The 17,855-nt window shown below is 69.3% G+C and carries 16 protein-coding genes; 13 read left to right on the plus strand and 3 right to left on the minus strand.

The genetic code is table 11. The features are described from left to right. Nucleotides 1-16: 16 nt before the first annotated feature. Both ACF1CT_RS25675 and ACF1CT_RS25680 read right to left on the minus strand, forming a co-directional pair. The gene (locus ACF1CT_RS25675; RefSeq protein ID WP_391786305.1) at nucleotides 17-280 is read right to left on the minus strand and encodes a hypothetical protein; all 264 of its coding nucleotides are present in this window, start codon (nucleotides 278-280) and stop codon (nucleotides 17-19) included. A 221-nt stretch (nucleotides 281-501) separates the two neighbouring features. Beyond that, complete coding sequence (locus ACF1CT_RS25680) at nucleotides 502-1,722, minus strand: helix-turn-helix domain-containing protein (protein ID WP_391786306.1); 1,221 nt, start codon at nucleotides 1,720-1,722, stop codon at nucleotides 502-504. Between the two features lie 899 nt (nucleotides 1,723-2,621). Between ACF1CT_RS25680 and ACF1CT_RS25685 the strand changes: the two genes are divergently transcribed. Both ACF1CT_RS25685 and ACF1CT_RS25690 read left to right on the plus strand, forming a co-directional pair. Next, nucleotides 2,622-3,230: a hypothetical protein gene (locus ACF1CT_RS25685; RefSeq protein WP_391786307.1), complete on the plus strand. Its 609-nt coding sequence runs from the start codon at nucleotides 2,622-2,624 to the stop codon at nucleotides 3,228-3,230. 205 nt (nucleotides 3,231-3,435) lie between these two features. Continuing rightward, entirely contained in the window at nucleotides 3,436-4,953 is a 1,518-nt protein-coding gene (locus ACF1CT_RS25690; RefSeq protein ID WP_391786308.1) for a DUF6801 domain-containing protein, read from the plus strand. A 137-nt stretch (nucleotides 4,954-5,090) separates the two neighbouring features. On the opposite strand, the gene ACF1CT_RS25695 is transcribed toward ACF1CT_RS25690, so the two are convergent. Then, nucleotides 5,091-6,023 carry a hypothetical protein gene (locus tag ACF1CT_RS25695; protein ID WP_391786309.1) on the minus strand — a complete coding sequence of 311 codons (933 nt, stop codon included), beginning with the start codon at nucleotides 6,021-6,023 and terminating at the stop codon, nucleotides 5,091-5,093. 940 nt (nucleotides 6,024-6,963) lie between these two features. On the opposite strand from ACF1CT_RS25695, the gene ACF1CT_RS25700 reads away from it, so the two are divergent. Genes ACF1CT_RS25700 through ACF1CT_RS25750 form a run of 11 tightly spaced genes read left to right on the plus strand, consistent with a single transcriptional unit; the run spans nucleotide 6,964 to nucleotide 17,839 of the window. Further along, complete coding sequence (locus tag ACF1CT_RS25700) at nucleotides 6,964-7,959, plus strand: ABC transporter ATP-binding protein (protein WP_391786310.1); 996 nt, start codon at nucleotides 6,964-6,966, stop codon at nucleotides 7,957-7,959. Further along, on the plus strand, nucleotides 7,956-8,810 hold the full coding sequence (locus ACF1CT_RS25705; RefSeq protein ID WP_391786311.1) for an MlaE family ABC transporter permease: 855 nt from the start codon (nucleotides 7,956-7,958) through the stop codon (nucleotides 8,808-8,810). Before ACF1CT_RS25700 ends, ACF1CT_RS25705 begins: the two co-directional genes overlap by 4 nt. 6 nt (nucleotides 8,811-8,816) lie before the next feature. Next, complete coding sequence (locus ACF1CT_RS25710) at nucleotides 8,817-9,620, plus strand: MlaE family ABC transporter permease (protein WP_391786312.1); 804 nt, start codon at nucleotides 8,817-8,819, stop codon at nucleotides 9,618-9,620. Beyond that, nucleotides 9,617-10,915, plus strand: coding sequence for an MCE family protein (locus ACF1CT_RS25715; protein WP_391786313.1), 1,299 nt, complete (start codon nucleotides 9,617-9,619; stop codon nucleotides 10,913-10,915). Before ACF1CT_RS25710 ends, ACF1CT_RS25715 begins: the two co-directional genes overlap by 4 nt. After that, nucleotides 10,912-11,943: an MCE family protein gene (locus ACF1CT_RS25720; RefSeq protein WP_391786314.1), complete on the plus strand. Its 1,032-nt coding sequence runs from the start codon at nucleotides 10,912-10,914 to the stop codon at nucleotides 11,941-11,943. Before ACF1CT_RS25715 ends, ACF1CT_RS25720 begins: the two co-directional genes overlap by 4 nt. Beyond that, nucleotides 11,940-12,959, plus strand: a complete 1,020-nt coding sequence (locus tag ACF1CT_RS25725; protein ID WP_391786315.1) for an MCE family protein — start codon at nucleotides 11,940-11,942, stop codon at nucleotides 12,957-12,959. The genes ACF1CT_RS25720 and ACF1CT_RS25725 overlap by 4 nt, the downstream gene beginning before the upstream one ends. A 1-nt stretch (nucleotide 12,960) precedes the next feature. Then, nucleotides 12,961-14,085, plus strand: coding sequence for an MCE family protein (locus tag ACF1CT_RS25730; protein WP_391786316.1), 1,125 nt, complete (start codon nucleotides 12,961-12,963; stop codon nucleotides 14,083-14,085). Continuing rightward, nucleotides 14,082-15,338 (plus strand): MCE family protein, encoded by a 1,257-nt coding sequence (locus ACF1CT_RS25735; protein WP_391786317.1) that lies wholly within the window; start codon nucleotides 14,082-14,084, stop codon nucleotides 15,336-15,338. The genes ACF1CT_RS25730 and ACF1CT_RS25735 overlap by 4 nt, the downstream gene beginning before the upstream one ends. After that, the gene (locus ACF1CT_RS25740; protein ID WP_391786318.1) at nucleotides 15,335-16,591 is read left to right on the plus strand and encodes an MCE family protein; all 1,257 of its coding nucleotides are present in this window, start codon (nucleotides 15,335-15,337) and stop codon (nucleotides 16,589-16,591) included. The genes ACF1CT_RS25735 and ACF1CT_RS25740 overlap by 4 nt, the downstream gene beginning before the upstream one ends. Next, nucleotides 16,588-17,106: a hypothetical protein gene (locus ACF1CT_RS25745; RefSeq protein ID WP_391786319.1), complete on the plus strand. Its 519-nt coding sequence runs from the start codon at nucleotides 16,588-16,590 to the stop codon at nucleotides 17,104-17,106. Before ACF1CT_RS25740 ends, ACF1CT_RS25745 begins: the two co-directional genes overlap by 4 nt. 19 nt (nucleotides 17,107-17,125) lie before the next feature. Next, complete coding sequence (locus ACF1CT_RS25750) at nucleotides 17,126-17,839, plus strand: hypothetical protein (RefSeq protein ID WP_391786320.1); 714 nt, start codon at nucleotides 17,126-17,128, stop codon at nucleotides 17,837-17,839. Nucleotides 17,840-17,855: the final 16 nt, after the last annotated feature.

Consider the following 17,855-nt stretch of genomic DNA (forward strand, 5'->3'; position numbering starts at 1 on the left):
GCGGTCCGGTGCCCGGTCACCACGTACTGCCGGGACGTACCGGCAACCGCGGATGATGGGCGGCGAGGACCTTGTTGGCACGCGCCAGTTCCGAGAGCGCCTGTTCTCGGTCGGCCTGGTCCTCGGCGCACAGGCGCGGGCCGCGGAACCTGCGTACCTCCCGCGCGGCACACGCGGCGTCGAGTTCCGCGCGCAGGATGTGCGGGGGGATGCAGGATCCGATCAGCGCGGCGACCCGGTCCGGGATCGGCACGGGGACGAGGAGGTGTGAGGCGGTCATGGGGGGTTCCCTCTCGGATGGTCGGCCAGGAGGCGGTGCGGGACGCGGCCGCCGGGTGGGCGGCCGGCTCCTCCTGTCTACGGGACGCGGTTGCTGGTTTCTCATCGGGAGCGTCTCCGTGTGGCAACCGTTTGGGAGTGACCGGCTATTTCCCCTTACTCCGGGGTAAGTTGACCTGCCGTGCCGGGTGTGATCCGGCCCCGGTCCGTCCGTTCGGTGGTTCACAGGGGAACGTCATTGCTCCGGGCACGTAATTGGAGCTGGAGGGCGCGCAGTACGGCCTCGGTCGAGAACCGGGCCGACGGCTCCACGAGTTGCTCCCCGAAGATGGATTCCAGACTGCGCATCCGGTAGCGGACCGTCTGCGGGTGCACATCGAGCAGCTCGCCCATCTGGGCGGCGGTGCCACGGGTGTCGAGCCAGATCCGCAGGGTCTCGATCAACCGCTCCCGGCGATTCGCGCTGATCCCGGCGATGGGAGCGAGTTCGCGTTGCGCGAGCCGGTCGAGGAGCGCGGTGTCGGACAGCAGCCAGAGCGTGAGCAGATGGTCCTCGCAGAGGACGATCGGCGCGTCGTCGACGACGCCCGCGTCGACGAGTTCGAGCAGACGACGGGCCCATCGGATCGAGTCCGGGGCCATGGTGGTGGGGACGGTGAGGCCGACGGCGGCGCGGGTGTCCAGGAGCGCCCGGTCGAGCATGCGTCTTCGCGCGCCGTCGAGCGGTCCCGGGATCAATAAGTGGGGCTGGGGCTCGGTGAAGTCGACGAGGACGTCGCGGTCGGCGCCCGGGCAGCCCGGGTCCGCCGAGGGGCGCACCGCCACGAGCGTCACCTCGTCGGGCACGGTCCAGCCGGTCTGTTCGCACAGCTCGGCGATGGCGGTCCGGGGTACGGGGCGTCCGGCGAGCAGCAGATGCAGCAGACGTCTTCTGAGTGTGCCGGTGTGGTCGGCCGAGGCCGCACGGACCTCCAGGTAGCCCTCCCGGGACAGCGTTTCGAGCTCGTCGACATAGGTGAACAGCGCGTCGGCGAAGGCGAGCATCATGGTGGGGGAGAGGTTGTAGCGTCGGCCGACCTTCTTGGCCCGGCGCAGCGCGATCCGTGCCCCCAGCCGGTAGGCGCCGTGCAACTGGTCCAGGCTCCGGCCCTCGTACGCCTCGAACCGGCCGAACCTCCGGCACATCTCGTCACGCAGGGTGGAAGGGGCGGTGGGCTCGGCGACCTGGTCCACGAAGACGGAGATGCTCTGCTCCACGCCCACGCGGATGCCCTGCCCGTACGGACCGTCGAGCAGCCGTGCGTACTCGGGGTAGGCGCGGGTGACCTCCAGCCCGATCTCCTTGATCAGACTGGGTATCTCGGGACGCACGATCGCAGCGAACTCCTGCGGCAGCGGTCCGAGCGGTTCTCCGAGTTCCGAGGGTTGTGCAACTCCCGGCATTCCTCTGTCCTTGCTCTCCGGCGCCCGATGGGGGGTGGGCCGTGGGAGGAGCGCTCCCAAGCCGTCAGGTGCGTACCAACGTGGGCTGCCGAAGATAGTCGACGTGCGCGGCTGTGGACACAGGCACGACAGGACGAGATGCAGGGGGCACCTAACCGGTATGACGGGTGCGGGTCGACGAGACTCCGGACCCAAAGACTCCGGTTGTGCGGGACGGGGCGCCGTCGATTCTGGCGTTCCGTGACAAGAATTCCTGGAAATTCCGGGAAGACCTGTGCCGTTTTCACCTGTGAGGGAATGCGGTGCGGCTGTTGCCGGGGCGGACAAGTCGACCGTCTCGATGCGAGGAAGTCAAGTGGGTGGGACGCTATTTCGGTGGCCCGGCGGCATTCGGTGGTGATCACGGGCTTCCCCGGATCCGGACCGCACGGAGGCCGGAATGCTAATCGGCCACGATCGCCCGGCGCCTCGTCAGTATGTGAGTGCTGTTCCGGGGCGCGGACTCTGCCGCGACGCCACTCGTGTGACGGGGCACGGAGGCATTCTTCCGGGGCTTTGACGTGGAGAGTTGTCCACGGGGCAGTCCGCGGCGGGGCGGTCGGACGGGCGGTGGCGGGCCGCCGTGAGTCCCTGATTGCTCACTTCCGGACAAGAATCCTGAGGGCCTCTACGCGTCGCGCAACAAATTTGTTGGCTGAGATTCGCGCTTCCGGAGATTCTTCGTCCCGAGTGTTGCGGAGCCACGTTACTCGACCGTAGCGTCATCGCCGAACGCAAGTGGTCGCGCAGTCGGTCAGGTTGGACTGCCACTTCTCTGTCCTGTGCCCCATCGGAGTTCCAGCCATTTTCGGCGGGACGGGTTCTCCGCATGGTCACGCCTTCTGAAGGGAAATGGAACCGTGAACACCCTTGCACGCAGAGCCGCATTCGTCACCGCCGCACTCGGCGCGGCCATCGGCATGACGGTGTCGTCGGCCTCGGCCACCACCACCTCGCACTCCTGGGCGGTGAGCCCGGGCGGTGCGTTCACCGCCAGCGCCACGCTTCCGACCCTGGACGTGCCCCTCGTCCAGCTCGTCTGCGACTCCTCCGCGGTGTCGGCCGGGACGCTCCAGACGACCAGCGCCGACGGGGTCGGCATCGGGAGCATCAACAACATCACGTTCACCGGCTGCGACGTGGGCGGCATCTCCTTCACCGTCTCCATGAAGGCGTCGCCCTGGAAGATCAACGTCACCGAGCCCAACGCCACGCACTCGGACTGGGTCGACGGCACCGTCAGCGACATCTCGGCGCACATCTCCGGTGTCGGCTGCAACGCGGACTTCACGGGCAAGGTGTACGGGCACTACGACAACACCAAGGGCGCCCTCGTCATCGACGGCACGGGAAGCGACCTGAAGGCGTCCAACGCCAGTTGCCTCGGCCTCATCAGCAACGGTGACGTGGCAAGCTTCAACGCCGAGTACGTGGTCGGCCCGAAGCAGAAGATCACCGCCACGTCGTAACACGGCGGCGTTCGGCGGGAACAGCCCGGATCACGTCCGGGCTCGGGGTGGCTGCGGACCGGGGTCCGCCGCCACCCCGATCGGCCGTTCACGGCCGCTCCGGCAGGACCGGACACCCGCAAAGGGCCCGGACCCACCGGGCCGGGGCAGCGGCGGCACGACAACGGTCAACTCGACACCCCGTATCAGGGAGGACGGCGCCAGTATGAATGTGAAGCCCATGGGGATCGACGGCAGGCGTTCGGTGCGCCTGGCATCGGTCGCCACCGTCACGCTGCTCGCAGGACTGCTGTCCGGGTCCGGATCCGCGGCCGAGGAAGGGGGCGCCGAGGCGACCGTCGGCTACGACTGCGCCCTGCCGGGCGGGACCGGCCGGGTCGCCGTCGGGGTCACCACGGACTTCCCGGAATCGGGGACCGCCGGGACACCGTTGGAATCGGGCCCGGTGACGGTCGACGTGCGGCTGTCGCGGGCGGACCTGGACACACTGGTGCCGGCCGGTACGGAGGTGGTCGCGAGCACCGCGGCACTCGATGTGGAGGTCGGGCAGAAGGACCGCTCGGCCACCGCGCGGTGGACGGATCTGACCGCCCCGGGGTCCGCGATCCCCACCGAGGGGGACATGAGCCTGGCGCACACGGGGGCCGTGCCCTCGGTGACGCTGCCGGCCGAGGGCGACGCGACCTTCACCGCGGGCCGCCTTACCGTCGAGCTGCGCCCGGTCACGGACGGGGGCGCGGAGACGGGAACCGCTTCGGGCACGTCGGTCACCTGTGAACCCGCCCCGGACGCCGACCGGGAACTCGCGACAGTCCCGGTCTCGGGTGATGCCCCCGATCCCTGGCCCTCGCAAAGCGCGGGCACCGACCGGTCCACCGACCCGGCCGCGAAGACCGGCGGGACGATCGCCGTGGAGCCGGGGAAGGCCCTGGCGGCGGACGAGGACCCGTGTCCGGTCGATCCGCCCACGGGAACGGTCGACTGGAGTGACGCGCCGAAGCCGCCGGAGGGCGCCCCGGTCACGGAACTCGACATCCCCGGCGGCGGCGGGCTCGGCTGCGCCTACGCGGTGGGACTGGCGAACGTGTACAAGCTCAACGGTGCGATGATCGTCAACGATCCCGCCAAGAACCCCGGCCTGATCAGCGTGGAGGTGAACGTGCACCGGGGGCTGCGGGCCAAGACCGCGGAGGGCGGAACCTATCTGCGGCTCGACTCGCTGGCGAACCTGGCGCTCCCGGACGCCGATTCCACCTTTCTCACCTTCGGGTTCCAGCCGGTCTCCGCGAAGGTGGAGTTCGAGAACGGGCCGATGACCATCTCGACCGGCAACATCGGTGACGCGCCCAACAAGAAGTACTTCGCCACCGCCTCGTTCACCCAGTCGCTGCGGATCCACGATGTGAAGGTCAACGGAACCCCGCTGGACGTGGGCCCGAACTGCCGCACCGAGAAGCCGTTCAAGGTGGTGCTGAACGGGGACTTCCCAAAGTACGTCAACGTCTTCCTCGGCGGTCCCATGAACGGGACGGTCGACATCCCCGCGTTCTCCGGCTGCGGGACCGGCGGCGAGGACCTGGACAACCTGTTCACGGCGGCCATCTCCGGCCCGGGGAACGTCATCGCGATGAACCAGGGGATGACCTGTGTCCCCACCGACAGCAGCACCTTCTGCCCGCCGACCATGCCGGCGCTGCCCGGTCAGGAGACCCCCGTCCGCTGACCGGGCCCCGGGCGCGTGCCGGCCGCTGTTCCCGCGGCCGGCGGCGGCTCCGGGACGGCTGTGGGGGTCGTCCCGGAACGCGTCGAGGGGGCCGTCCCTTCCGGACGGCCCCCTCGGCTGTCGGTCACGCGGGGCGGCTACCGGGCGGCCGAGTGCCAGTACTGCGACATCAGCCTGCCCGCGTCGGGGGCGACGCTGCTCGGGTCGTTGACCGTCGCCACATAGGTCCGGGCGTCGTTCAGGACCACGTTGTTGTTGCCCGGGGCGGAGGGGAGCCCGGTCTTCAGGTTCACTGCCCAGTTGAGCAGGTCCAGGCCGCAGCCGTTGGCTCCCGGGACCGCGTACGCGGTGTCGGTCTGGTTGGCGCCGAGCAGACTGATGCGGCCCATGACGCCGGCCGGGTCGGGGGTGCCGTCACCGGCGAACTGCTGGGTTCCGGGGGTGGGCCGGGTCAGGTTCTGCGGGCGCAGGAGGATCGGGTCCGAGGCGGAACCGATGTAGCACTTGTCGCCGAGGAGCGGGTTCTCCAGATGGATCCGCACCGGCAGCGTGATGATCGGCTTTCCGGTGGTGACGCCTGCCAGCAGCTGGAAGTCGCTGGGGTTGTTGACCGATTCGATGGTGGCGGTCACCCGGTTCAGCGAGGCGTTCGTGATCTGGTTGCAGATTCCGGTGATCACCGGAATGCCGCTGGGGCACATCAGTCCGAGCAGCCCGCCGGGGATCTGTGCGGAGTCGGCCACCAGGGCGCCGCCCGCGGGCGAGACCACTGTCGACCCGCCGCCGGGATGCGTGATCACACCGACCTGAAGGTCGCTGGCGCCCACCGGCACCACGCTGTTGCCGAGCTTGATGGAACCGCTCGCCGAGTACGAGGAGACACAGACCGCGGTGTCGTCGATGCCGTCGGCTGCCAGCATGGCGGGATCGTCCACCGGACACCGGTTGAACGGCGCCCAGTTGCCGTTGAGGCTCGTGGCGGCGGTCGCCGAACCCACGGAGGCGAAGGCGGCGAGTGCGGTGAAGGAGGCCAGCAGGCCCAGGCGTGCCCGTGTCGAACCAGATCTCATGTCGTCCCCTTTTTCAGGCAGCCGCCATCGGGCGGCCAGGTGAGCGGATGTGCTCGGTCTTCCTGTGACGCGCCGGAGCCGGCGTCGTTCGCGGTCACATACGTCTCGGGCGCACAGGTCATCGATGTGCGGTACGGGTGCCGGGGCCGGGGTGAGCCATGCCGAAACGGACTCCCCATTCACCGCGCCGTGAGGTTACTGGCGGGAAACACCGCCGCACAATCCCGCCGATTGAGATTGTTCCGCCGAAACCGACTTCTCGTCCCGGGATGAGCGCGCCGCGAGGGCGAGTTGTCACCGGGTGCGCAACATCCGATGACGGAACCGGCCACCTCCGCGAAAGCCGACCTACGCGGGGGGCGGGCTGCCGCATATTCGTTTCCGCCGGTCCGGGCAGTGCGGTCGGCGGGTCCGGGATATCCGCACCCGTTCGTCCGGGCCTTCGTTTCTTGTCACCCGAAGACAGTTCTTCCCGTTCTCCTGCTCATTCGGTGAGCAGAACACCAGGGTGCGACGGGTGCCCGCGAAAACTTGGAGAACTGGTATTGCCCGGCCAGGTTACCCGGCCGTAGCGTCGCCCCCACAGGCAACTCGACAGCTCTGTCCGGTGGTTGCTCCCTCTTCCGGAAAGGAGTCCTCGTCGTGACCCGCGCGCGGGGATTTCCTGGCCGGACGACCTCCGTGCCGGATGCCGGGAGGCGCCGCGAGGCTGTTCCGGGCCCGTCGCCGAGACCTTCCGCGGTACGTGGAACCGGCCCGTTCCGGCTGCTTCGCGTACGCATGTCCCGACAAGATCCGCACGGGGGTTTGTCATCGCGTGACAAACAATCCGGATCTTGAAGAAATGGCTGTTCAAGGGCTTGTCCTGGCGGTCCCGGTGAACTTAACGTGCGCCCCTCGGTGCACTTCTGTCACTTCGTGAGTGCATGCAGGAGGTGGGATGGGAATCGAAGTAGTCGTCGAAGGCCTTACCAAGTCTTTCGGCAAGCAGAACATCTGGCAGGACGTGTCTCTCACACTTCCCGCAGGCGAGGTGAGCGTCATGCTCGGCCCGTCCGGCACCGGAAAGACCGTTTTCCTCAAGTCCATCATCGGACTTCTGAAACCGGAGCAGGGACGCGTCCTCATCAACGGCGTCGACATGGTGAACAGTCCCGAGCGGGACATCATGGAGACCCGCAAGCTGTTCGGGCTCATGTTCCAGGACGGTGCCCTCTTCGGCTCGATGTCGTTGTTCGACAACATCGCCTTCCCACTGCGCGAGCACACCCGCAAGAAGGAATCCGAGATCCGGCGCATCGTCATGGAGCGGATCGACATCGTCGGCCTGCTGGGTTCCGAGGGGAAACTGCCCGGCGAGATCTCCGGCGGCATGCGCAAGCGGGCCGGCCTGGCCCGCGCCCTCGTGCTGGACCCGCAGATCATCCTCTGCGACGAACCGGACTCCGGACTCGACCCGGTCCGCACCGCCTACCTCTCCCAACTCCTCATCGACCTGAACGCGCAGATCGACGCGACGATGCTGATCGTCACCCACAACCTCGACATCGCCGCCACGGTCCCCGACAACATGGGGATGCTGTTCTGCCGCAACCTCGTCACCTTCGGCCCGCGCGAGGTGCTGCTCACCAGCGACGAGCCGGTCGTCTCCCAGTTCCTCGCGGGACGCCGGGAGGGGCCGATCGGCATGTCCGAGGAGAAGGACGCCGCCACCCTCGCCGCCGAGCGGCTCACCGCGGAAGGGGCGGGGAACACCCTCGTCGCCGGGGAGCGCACCGTCGTGCCGCAACTGGAACCCTCACCGGGGATGCCGGTCCGGCAGGCCGCGCTGCGCCGCCGCGAACGTGTCCTGAGCATGATGGGCCAGCTGCCCGAGGCCGCCCGGACCGCCATCATGAACAGCTACACCCCGGCCACCGGCGGTGTGCGACCTTGACCGCCGAGATTCCGGTGCGGCCCCCCGAACCGGCCGCCACCGATGCCGCGCCGGCGAAACGGCCACCGGCGCGCAGAGAGCCGACCCGGCTGCTCGCCCCCCTGCGCGAGACCGGGAAGCTGTTCGCGCTCGCCCTGTCCGTGACCCGTGCGATCTTCCGGCGGCCCTTCCAGGTACGGGAGTTCATCGAACAGTTCTGGTTCATCGCCAGCGTCACCATCCTGCCCTCCGCCCTCGTCTCCATCCCGTTCGGCGCGGTCATCGCCCTCCAGGTCGGATCGCTCACCCAGCAACTCGGTGCCCAGTCGTTCACCGGCGGCGCCAGCGTTCTCGCGGTCATCCAGCAGGCGAGTCCGCTCATCGTGGCCCTGCTCATCTCCGGCGCGGGCGGCTCCGCGATCTGCGCCGACCTCGGATCGCGGAAGATCCGCGAGGAACTCGACGCGATGGAGGTCATGGGCGTCTCGCCCATCCAGCGCCTGGTCGTACCGAGGGTGCTGGCCACCATGTTCGTGGCGGTCCTGCTCAACGGACTGATCTCCGTCGTCGGCACCCTCGGCGGCTACTTCTTCAACGTGATCATGCAGCACGGCACCCCCGGCGCGTACCTCGCCAGCTTCTCCGCCCTGGCCCAACTGCCCGACCTCTACATCAGCGAGGTCAAGGCACTGATCTTCGGCTTCATCGCGGGCATCGTCGCCGCCTATCGCGGACTCAACCCGCGCGGCGGCCCCAAGGGCGTCGGCGACGCGGTGAACCAGTCGGTCGTCATCACCTTCATGCTGCTGTTCTTCGTGAACATGATCCTCACGGCGATCTATCTCCAGATCGTCCCCGCGAAGGGGAGCTGAGAGACGATGTCCATGCTCGGCTGGCTGGATCGCTCCGGCGATCAACTGGCTTTCTACATACGCGCGTTGATCTGGATCCCGCGTACCCTGCGGCGCTATCTCAAGGAGGTGCAGCGACTCCTGGCCGAGGTCGCCTTCGGCAGCGGCGGGCTCGGGGTCATCGGCGGAACCATCGGCGTGATGATCGCGATGACGCTCTTCACGGGAACGGTCGTCGGCCTCCAGGGATACGCCGCTCTCAACCAGATCGGCACCTCCGCCTTCACCGGCTTCATCTCCGCCTACTTCAACACCCGTGAGATCGCCCCGCTGGTCGCCGGCCTCGCGCTCTCCGCGACCGTCGGCGCAGGGTTCACCGCCCAGCTCGGCGCGATGCGGATCAACGAGGAGGTGGACGCCCTCGAAGCGATGGGGGTGAGGTCCATGCCGTACCTCGTCACGACCCGGGTCATCGCCGGAGTGGTCGCGATCATCCCGCTCTACGCGATCGGGCTGCTCTCCTCCTACGTGGCGTCCCGCTACGTCACCGTCCTGTTCAACGGACAGTCCGAGGGCACCTACGACCACTACTTCAATCTCTTCCTCTCGCCGGACGACGTCCTGCTGTCCGTGCTCAAGGTCCTCATCTTCAGCGTGATGGTGATCCTCGCCCACTGCTACTACGGATTCCGCGCCGAGGGCGGCCCCGCGGGGGTCGGCATCGCCGTGGGCCGCTCGGTGCGCAACGCCATCGTGCTGATCAGCGTCACCGACTTCTTCCTCTCGCTCGCCATCTGGGGCGCCACGACGACCGTGAAGGTGGCCGGATGACGCAGCCACGTACGATCCGCCGCCGCCTCGCCGGAGTCGGGTTCCTGCTCGTGCCCGTCGCGCTCGTGTGGACCTCGGTCGCGGTGTACAACAAGGACTTCACCCACGACGCCACCGTGATCGTGCACGCCGGAACCGTCGGCAACGAGATGCACGACAACGCCGACGTGAAACTGCGCGGCGTCGTCGTCGGACAGGTCCGCGCGATCGAGGCCGACCGCGACGGGGCCCGCCTCACCCTCGCCATCCGGCCCGGCGAACTCGACCGCATCCCGTCGGACGTCACCGCGCAGATGCTGCCCACCACCCTCTTCGGCGAGCGGTTCGTGGCCCTCGTACCGCCCGAGGTCCCCTCCGGCCGGTCCCTGAAGGCGGGCGACGAGATCCCGCAGGACCGTTCCAGCAACGCCATCGAACTGGAGCAGGTCCTCGACAACGTCCTGCCGCTGCTCACCGCCGTCCAGCCGCAGAAGCTGTCCGCCACCCTCACCGCCGTCTCCCAGGCACTCCAGGGCCGCGGCGAGAAACTTGGCGAGACCCTCGTCACGCTCGACGCGCACCTCAAGGAGCTCAACCCCCAACTCCCCAAACTCAACGCCGACATCAAGGAACTCGTCAGGGTCAGCGCCGTGTACGCCGACGCGGCCCCGGACGTCCTGGACGCGCTCACCGACTTCACCACCACGAGCGGCACCCTCGCCGAACAACAGGCCGGGCTCGCCGACCTCTACGGATCGACGACCGCCTCGGCCCAGGACGTCACCGCCTTCCTGCGGAAGAACAAGGACAACCTCATCCGGCTCTCCGCGACGGGCCGGCCGACCCTGGAGACCCTCGCCACGTACTCCTCCGAGTTCCCCTGCACCCTGCGTACCATCGCCGCCTTCGTCCCGGCGATGGACAAGGCGCTCGGCAAGGGCACGAACCAGCCGGGGCTGCACGTCACGCTGAAGACCGTGCCCTCCAAGGGGAAATACGTGGCGGGCAGGGACACCCCGGTCTACGACGCGACCGGCGGGCCGCACTGCTACTCGCTGCCCTACGTGGGCAACACCGTGCCGACCGCCGATGTCCGCGCGGCGGACCGGAGCGCGTCGTCCGGCTCGGCGCCCGGCGCGCCCGAGGAGGTCCCGGCGGCCGACGCGTCGCTCGGCATGCCCAACTCGCCCCAGGAGAGCCGGCTCGTCAACGAGCTGGTCGCTCCTTCGCTGAAGGTCCAGCCGCAGAGCCTGCCGGAGTGGAGCAGCGTGCTCATCGGCCCGGCCTTCCGCGGCGCGGAGGTGAAACTCAAGTGAAGCGCCGCTCGCTCGCGGGGCCGCTCGCGAAATCGATCGTCTTCATCCTGGTGACGACCCTGGCCACCACCGTGCTGGCGCTCTCCATCGCCAACACCGGTGTCGGCGATACCCGTGCGTACAAGGCGCGGTTCACCGACGCGACCGGACTCGTCGTCGGCGACAGCGTCCGGATCGCCGGGGTCAAGGTGGGACAGGTGGAAACCATCGAGGTCGCCGACCGGCGGCTCGCCGAGGTCGGTTTCACCGTCCGGAGGGGACACAGTCTTCCGGCGTCGGTGACCGCGTCGATCAAGTACCTCAACATGGTCGGCCAGCGGTACATCGACCTGGGCCGGGGAGCCGGACCGGTCGGCGAGACCTTCGCCGCCGGCGCCACCATCCCGGTCTCCCGCACCACGCCGGCCCTCGACCTCACCCAGCTCTTCAACGGCTTCCAGCCGCTGTTCGAGGGGCTCTCCCCGCCGGACGTCAACAAGCTGGCCGGTTCCATCGTCCAGGTGCTCCAGGGCGAGGGCGGCACCGTCGACAGCATCCTCCAGCACGTCGGCTCGCTGACCGGCACCGTCGCCGCGAAGGACAAGGTGATCGGTGAGGTGATCAAGAACCTCAACACGGTCCTGAAGACCGTCAACGACCGGGAGGCCGGCTTCAACGACCTGGTCGTCACCCTGCAGAAGCTCGTCACCGGCTTCTCCGCGGACCGCAAGCCGCTCGGGCAGGCGGTCACCGCGATGGGCGCCCTGACCACCGTCACCGCCGACCTCCTCACCGACGGGCGCCAACCCCTCAAGGACGACATCAAGCAGCTCGGCCGCCTCTCCGACCGGCTTGCCGACAACTCCCCGAAGATCGAGAACTTCCTGCAGAAGACACCCGCCAAGATGGAGGCCATCAGCCGCATCACCTCGTACGGCTCATGGCTCAACCTGTATCTCTGCGAGGCGAAGGTCCACGGCGTGACGACCAGCGACGGCAGCCCACCGCCCACCGGCATCGCGATCACCCAGCCGAGGTGCCTGTCATGAGGATCACACCCATACGGGAACGCAATCCCGTCGCCGTCAGCATCGTCGGCCTGATCGTCCTCGGCCTCCTCGGATTCGCCGCCTACCGGGCCGATTCGCTGCCCCTCATCGGCGGCGGCACGTCCTACAGCGCGGACTTCACCGAGTCCGCCGGGCTCACCGAGGGCGACGAGGTACGGATCGCCGGGGTGAAGGTCGGCAAGGTCACCGGGGTCGCCCTGGACGGAGCCAAGGTCAAGGTCACCTTCCGGGTGAAGGACGCCTGGATCGGCAACTCCAGCACCGTGGGCATCGCCATCAAGACGCTCCTCGGCGACAAGTACCTCGCGGTCGACCCGCTCGGCACCGGACCGCAGGACCCGCACGCACGGATCACGGCCGACCGCACCACGTCCCCGTACGACGTCACCCAGGCGTTCAACGGACTCGGCGAGACCATCGGGGAGATCGACACCGCGCGGCTCGCCGAGAGCTTCGAGACGATCTCGGCCACCTTCAAGGACTCCCCGCCGAACGTGAAGAGCGCCGCGAACGGGCTCTCCGCGCTCTCCAGAACCGTCTCCGAGCGCGACGCGCAGCTCGCCACCCTCCTCAAGGGAAGCAAACAGCTGACCCGGACCCTGGCGAACAAGAAGAGCAGTTTCGAGACCCTGCTGGAGGACGGCAACCTGCTCCTCGGCGAGATCCAGGCCCGCCGCGACTCCATCCACCTGCTGCTGACCGGCACCCGCGACCTGGGCACCCAGCTCACCGGACTCGTCGCCGACAACGACAAGCAGCTGAAACCGACCCTGGACGCACTGGGCCGGGTCACCGCGGTCCTGAACAAGAACCGCAAGAGCCTCGACAAGGTGCTCGCGCTCGCCGGTTCGTACAACCGGCTCGTCGGCAACACGCTCGGCAACGGCCGCTGGATCGACAACTACGTCTGCGGCGTCGTCCCGAGGAACTACCTGCCCGCCGACACCCCACCGGCCACCGGATGCATGCCTCCCCAGCAAAAAGGCGGCCACTGAGATGAGACTGACACGCATCGTCGGCATCGGGGCCGGCCTCGCCGTCGTGGCCGTGGCCGCCACGACCGGCGTGATGGCCCTGGACGACGAGGGCACCACCACCGTCACCGCCTACTTCGACCAGGCGACCGGGATCTACGCGGGATCCGACCTGCGCATCCTCGGGGTGAAGGTCGGCACCGTCGAATCGGTGAAGCCGCGCGGCAAGGAGGTCAGGGTCGTCCTGCGCGTCGACAAGGGGGTCAAGGTCCCCGAGGACGCACACGCCGTCGTCGTCGCCCCCAGCCTGGTCGCCGACCGGTATGTCCAGCTCGCCCCCGCCTACAGCGGCGGAGCCGCCCTCGCCGACGGCGCCGAGCTCCCGGCCGCGAACAACGCCACCCCGGTGGAGGTCGACCAGCTCTACGCGTCCATCACCGAACTCGCCGACACACTCGGCCCCGACGGTGCCAACGCACAGGGCGCCTTCGCCGGACTCCTCGACACCGGCGCGAAGAACCTGAAGGGCAACGGCAAGGACATCGGGGACTCCATCGAGCAGTTCGGCAAGGCGACGAAGACCCTCGACAAGAGCAGCGGCGACCTCTTCGACACGCTGTCCTACCTCCAGACGTTCACCACCATGCTGAAGGACAACGACGGCAACGTACGGGCCGCGGAACAGCAGCTGAACTCCGTGACCGGCTTCCTCGCCGACGACAAGAAGAACCTCGGCGCCGCGCTCAAGGAACTGGGCACCGCGCTCGGCCAGGTCAAGACCTTCATCCAGCACAACCGCTCCGCGCTCAAGAAGAACGTGGACGCACTGGTCCCGCTCACCCAGACCCTCGTCGACCAACGGGCATCCCTGGCCGAGTCGCTCGACACGCTCCCGCTCTCGGCGGGCAACGTCCTGAACGCCTACGACCCGAAGAACCGCACGCTCAACGGCCGCACCGACCTCAACGAGCTGAGCATGGGCGGCCCCGTCCTCCGGTCCGCCGGACTCCAGGGGCTCGCCCCGGTGGACGCCGAGCGCCGACGCGCGCTGCCCGCGCTGCCGCTCCCCGAGGTGGGCACGGTCTACGGCACACCCGAGAAGGCCGAAGCGGCCAAGGGCAACGGAAGGAAGGGGGCGGGCCGATGAGCAGGAAACCCCGCAGACCCGTGGCGCTCGCGGCCACCACCCTGGTCGCGCTCGGCGTCTGCTGCACTCTCGTCCTCACCGGCTGCGCCGCCCCGCAGTTCTCGGGCATCGAGGAACTGCCGCTGCCCGGCGGCGCGGACCTCGGCGACCACCCGTTCGAGATCACCGCCGACTTCGGGGACGTCCTCAGCCTCGCGCCCCAGTCGTCGGTGAAGGTCAACGACGTCGCCGTCGGCCGCGTCACCAAGATCTCCCTCGCCCCGGACAGCTGGCAGGCCAGAGTCACCATGCGGGTCAACGCGGAGGTCAGCCTGCCCGCGAACGCGTACGCCCACCTGGAACAGTCCAGCCTGCTCGGCGAGAAGTACATCCAGCTCTCGCCGCCCGCCCGCGGCACCGCGCAGGGGACCCTTGGCGACGGCGACCGGATCCCGCTCGCCCGCACCAACCGGAACCCCGAGGTCGAAGAGGTCTTCGGCGCCCTGTCGATGCTCCTCAACGGCGGCGGCATCAACCAGCTGAAGACCATCACCACCGAACTCAACAAGGCCATGGCCGGCAACGAACCCAGGATCCGGTCGATGCTCGGCAGGGTCGACACCCTCGTCACCGACCTCGACGCCCACCGCGAGGACATCACCGAGGCGCTCGACGGCGTGAACCGGCTGTCGGCCACCCTCGCCTCCCGGAAACAGCAGGTGGGCAAGGTTCTCACCGATCTCAGCCCCGGCATGAAGGTCCTGGAGAAACAGCGCGGCTCGCTGCTGACCATGCTGCGCGCTCTCGACACCCTGTCCACCGTCGCCGTCGACACCATCAACCGGAGCAAGGCCGACACCATCGCCGACCTGAAGGCCATCGCGCCCACGCTCAAGGCGCTCGCCGACTCCGGGAACGACCTGCCCGACTCCCTCCAGGTCCTGCTCACCTACCCGTTCACGGACGAGGTGCTGCGCGGGGTGAAGGGCGACTACCTCAACGTGTACCTGGACATGACGGCGGCACCCGGCACGCAGATCATCCCGGCCTTCGACCCGGACGCGGTGACGACAGCCGCGTCGGGAGCGGCGTCCGTGCCGGTGGCCGACCCGGGACTGCCGCTGCCGCTCCCCTCGATCACGACCTCGGCGACGGCCCCCCGGACACCGAGCACCACCACCCCGGCATCGGCCCCGGGCACGACCCCGTCCTCGCCGACGGACGCGCCGTCGTCCCCGGACCTGCCGTCGCCCTCCGAGGGGAGCAACCGGTGATCACCCTCGCCATCAGGCTGAAGAACATCGCGTTCCTGGTCATCGCGGTGCTGGTGCTCGGCTACCTGGGAGTCCGGTACGCCGACCTCGGGCACTACGTCGGGCTGCGCGACTACTACACCGTCAAGGTTCAGCTCCCCAGAACCGGCGGTCTGTTCACCCACTCCAACGTCACCTACCGAGGCGTCTCGGTAGGACGGGTGGGTCCCATCGAACTCACCGACGACGGCGTCGAGGCCGAACTGCGGATCGACAAGTCGGCGCCCCCCATCCCGGACGGCCTGAAGGCCGTCGTGGCCAACCTGTCCGCGGTCGGCGAGCAGTACGTCGACCTGCGGCCGACCCGCACCGACGGCCCCTACCTGGCGAACGGTTCGGTCATCGAGCAGACCGACACCACCGTTCCGGCCCCCGTGACCAATGTCCTCACCAGCGTCGACGGCCTCGCGAAGTCGGTCGACCTGGAATCGCTGCGGACCGTGGTCGACGAGTTCGGCACCGCGTTCACCGGCCGGGGGGACGACCTCCAGGTCCTGCTGGACACCGGCACCGACTTCGTGCGGGCGGCCGACGACGCACTGCCCACCAACACCAAGCTCATGGCCGACGGCCAGGTCGTGCTGCGCACCCAGGCCGAACAGGGCGAGGCACTCAAGGGATTCGCGTCCGGAGCCGAGGAACTGGCGGCGCAGCTCAAGGGATCGGACACGGACCTGCGCAGGCTGATCGCCGCCGCACCCGACGCGACGAACCAGATCAGCGCACTGCTGCGCGATCTCGACCCCGAGTTCGGCGTCGTCGTCGCGAACCTGCTGACCACCTCCGAGGTAGCCGTGACCCGCCAGCGCGGCATGGAGGAGCTCCTGGTGAAACTGCCCGCGGTGGCGGCGGCGGGAGCCAGCGCGGTCGACGAGGACGGAGCCCGGTTCGGGATGTCCGTCACCTTCTTCGAGCCGCTGCCCTGCACCGCCGGATACGGCGGCACCACCTACCGCAACGGGCTCGACACCTCGACAGGTCCCGCGGTCAACACCAAGGCCCGTTGCGCCTCGTCGCCCGGCACGGGCATCAACGTGCGGGGCAGTGCGAACGCGCCGAAGGGCGGGCCGGTGCCCGCGCCCGCCAAGCCCGGGGCGCTGAGCCTCGGCACCGACGCCGGGGGCACGCTCCCCGGCGCGCTCGGGGCCGTGGGGGACCCGGCACCCGCCCCGCGCGGCATGGCCGGGCTGCTCGGGCTGGGGGCGGGCCGATGAGCTCACGCACCCGAGGCCCGGCGGGCTGGGCGGCCGTCCTCGTCGCCGCGCTGATCTGCGCCCTCGGCGGCTGGTCGTACGCGGGCGCGCGCGGCGACGACACGCTCGCGTACGCCAAGAGCCGCGATGCCGCGCTGGCGGCGGGCCGGCACCACCTGGCCCGGCTGAACAGCCTGGACGGCAAGGACACCACGAGCGTGGACGCGGGGCTGCGGCAGTGGCTCGACGTGTCCACCGGCCCCCTGCACGACCAGCTCGCGAGGACCAGCAAGAAGGACGCCGAGGCCCTGCGCACAGCGGGCAGCACGGCGCGCGGCACCGTCACCGACGCGGCACTCACCGCGCTCGACGACCGGGCCGGCACCGCCGAGCTGATCGCGACCGTGGACGTCCGGATCACCGAGCGCACCGGCCGATCGGGCACCGAACGCAAGCGCTTCGAGGCCACGCTCGCCCGGACCGGGGACGGCTGGAAGGTCAAGGCGCTCACCGCGATCCCGGTCGGTGCCGCATGAGGAGCGGGGGAGGACGGCGATGGTGAGCACCGGCGAACGGACCGGAACCCTGGACGAGGAGGCGACGCAGCCGCCCCCGGAGGGGGCACGGGGCGCGGAGCCGCCCGAGGCGTCCGAGGCGTCGGACGACACGGTCACGGGCGGGGCGGGGCCCGACGGGACGGGGACGGACGCCCCGGAGCGGGAGACGACGCCGGCGGACACCCGGGACGGGGACGGGGTCCGGCCCGCCCGGCAGCGGATCCTCATGGGCGCCGTGGTGCTGCTGGTGATCGCACTGGTGGCCGCGGGCATCGGGCTCTTCGTCGCCGGACGGCAACTGAGGGACACACCGGCCACCGACAACCTCGCGCTGACCGACACCGCGGCGACCACCGGGGTCGTGGGCGACGTCAGCGACGCGCTCGGCAAGATCTTCACGTACGGGCCGCAGGACACCGCCCGGACCAAGGAATCGGCGAAGCAACTCCTCGCGGGGAAGGCACTCCAGCAGTACGCGGCGCTGTTCGGCCAGGTCGAGAAGCAGGCCGGCGACCAGAAGCTGACCCTCACCACCCATGTCGTGCGGGCCGGTGTCACCCGGCTCTCCGGCACCAGCGCCCACCTGCTGGTCTTCCTGGACCAGGTGTACGAGCGGCGGGGCGGGGCGGCCACCACGGCAGCCGCCCAGCTCTCCGTCACCGCCGAACTGCGGGGCGGGCACTGGAAGATCGTCGACATCACCGCCAGATGACCACCACCACACAGTG

Origin of the sequence: Streptomyces sp. NPDC014734 (assembly GCF_043083325.1) — a bacterium.
GTDB lineage: Bacteria > Actinomycetota > Actinomycetes > Streptomycetales > Streptomycetaceae > Streptomyces.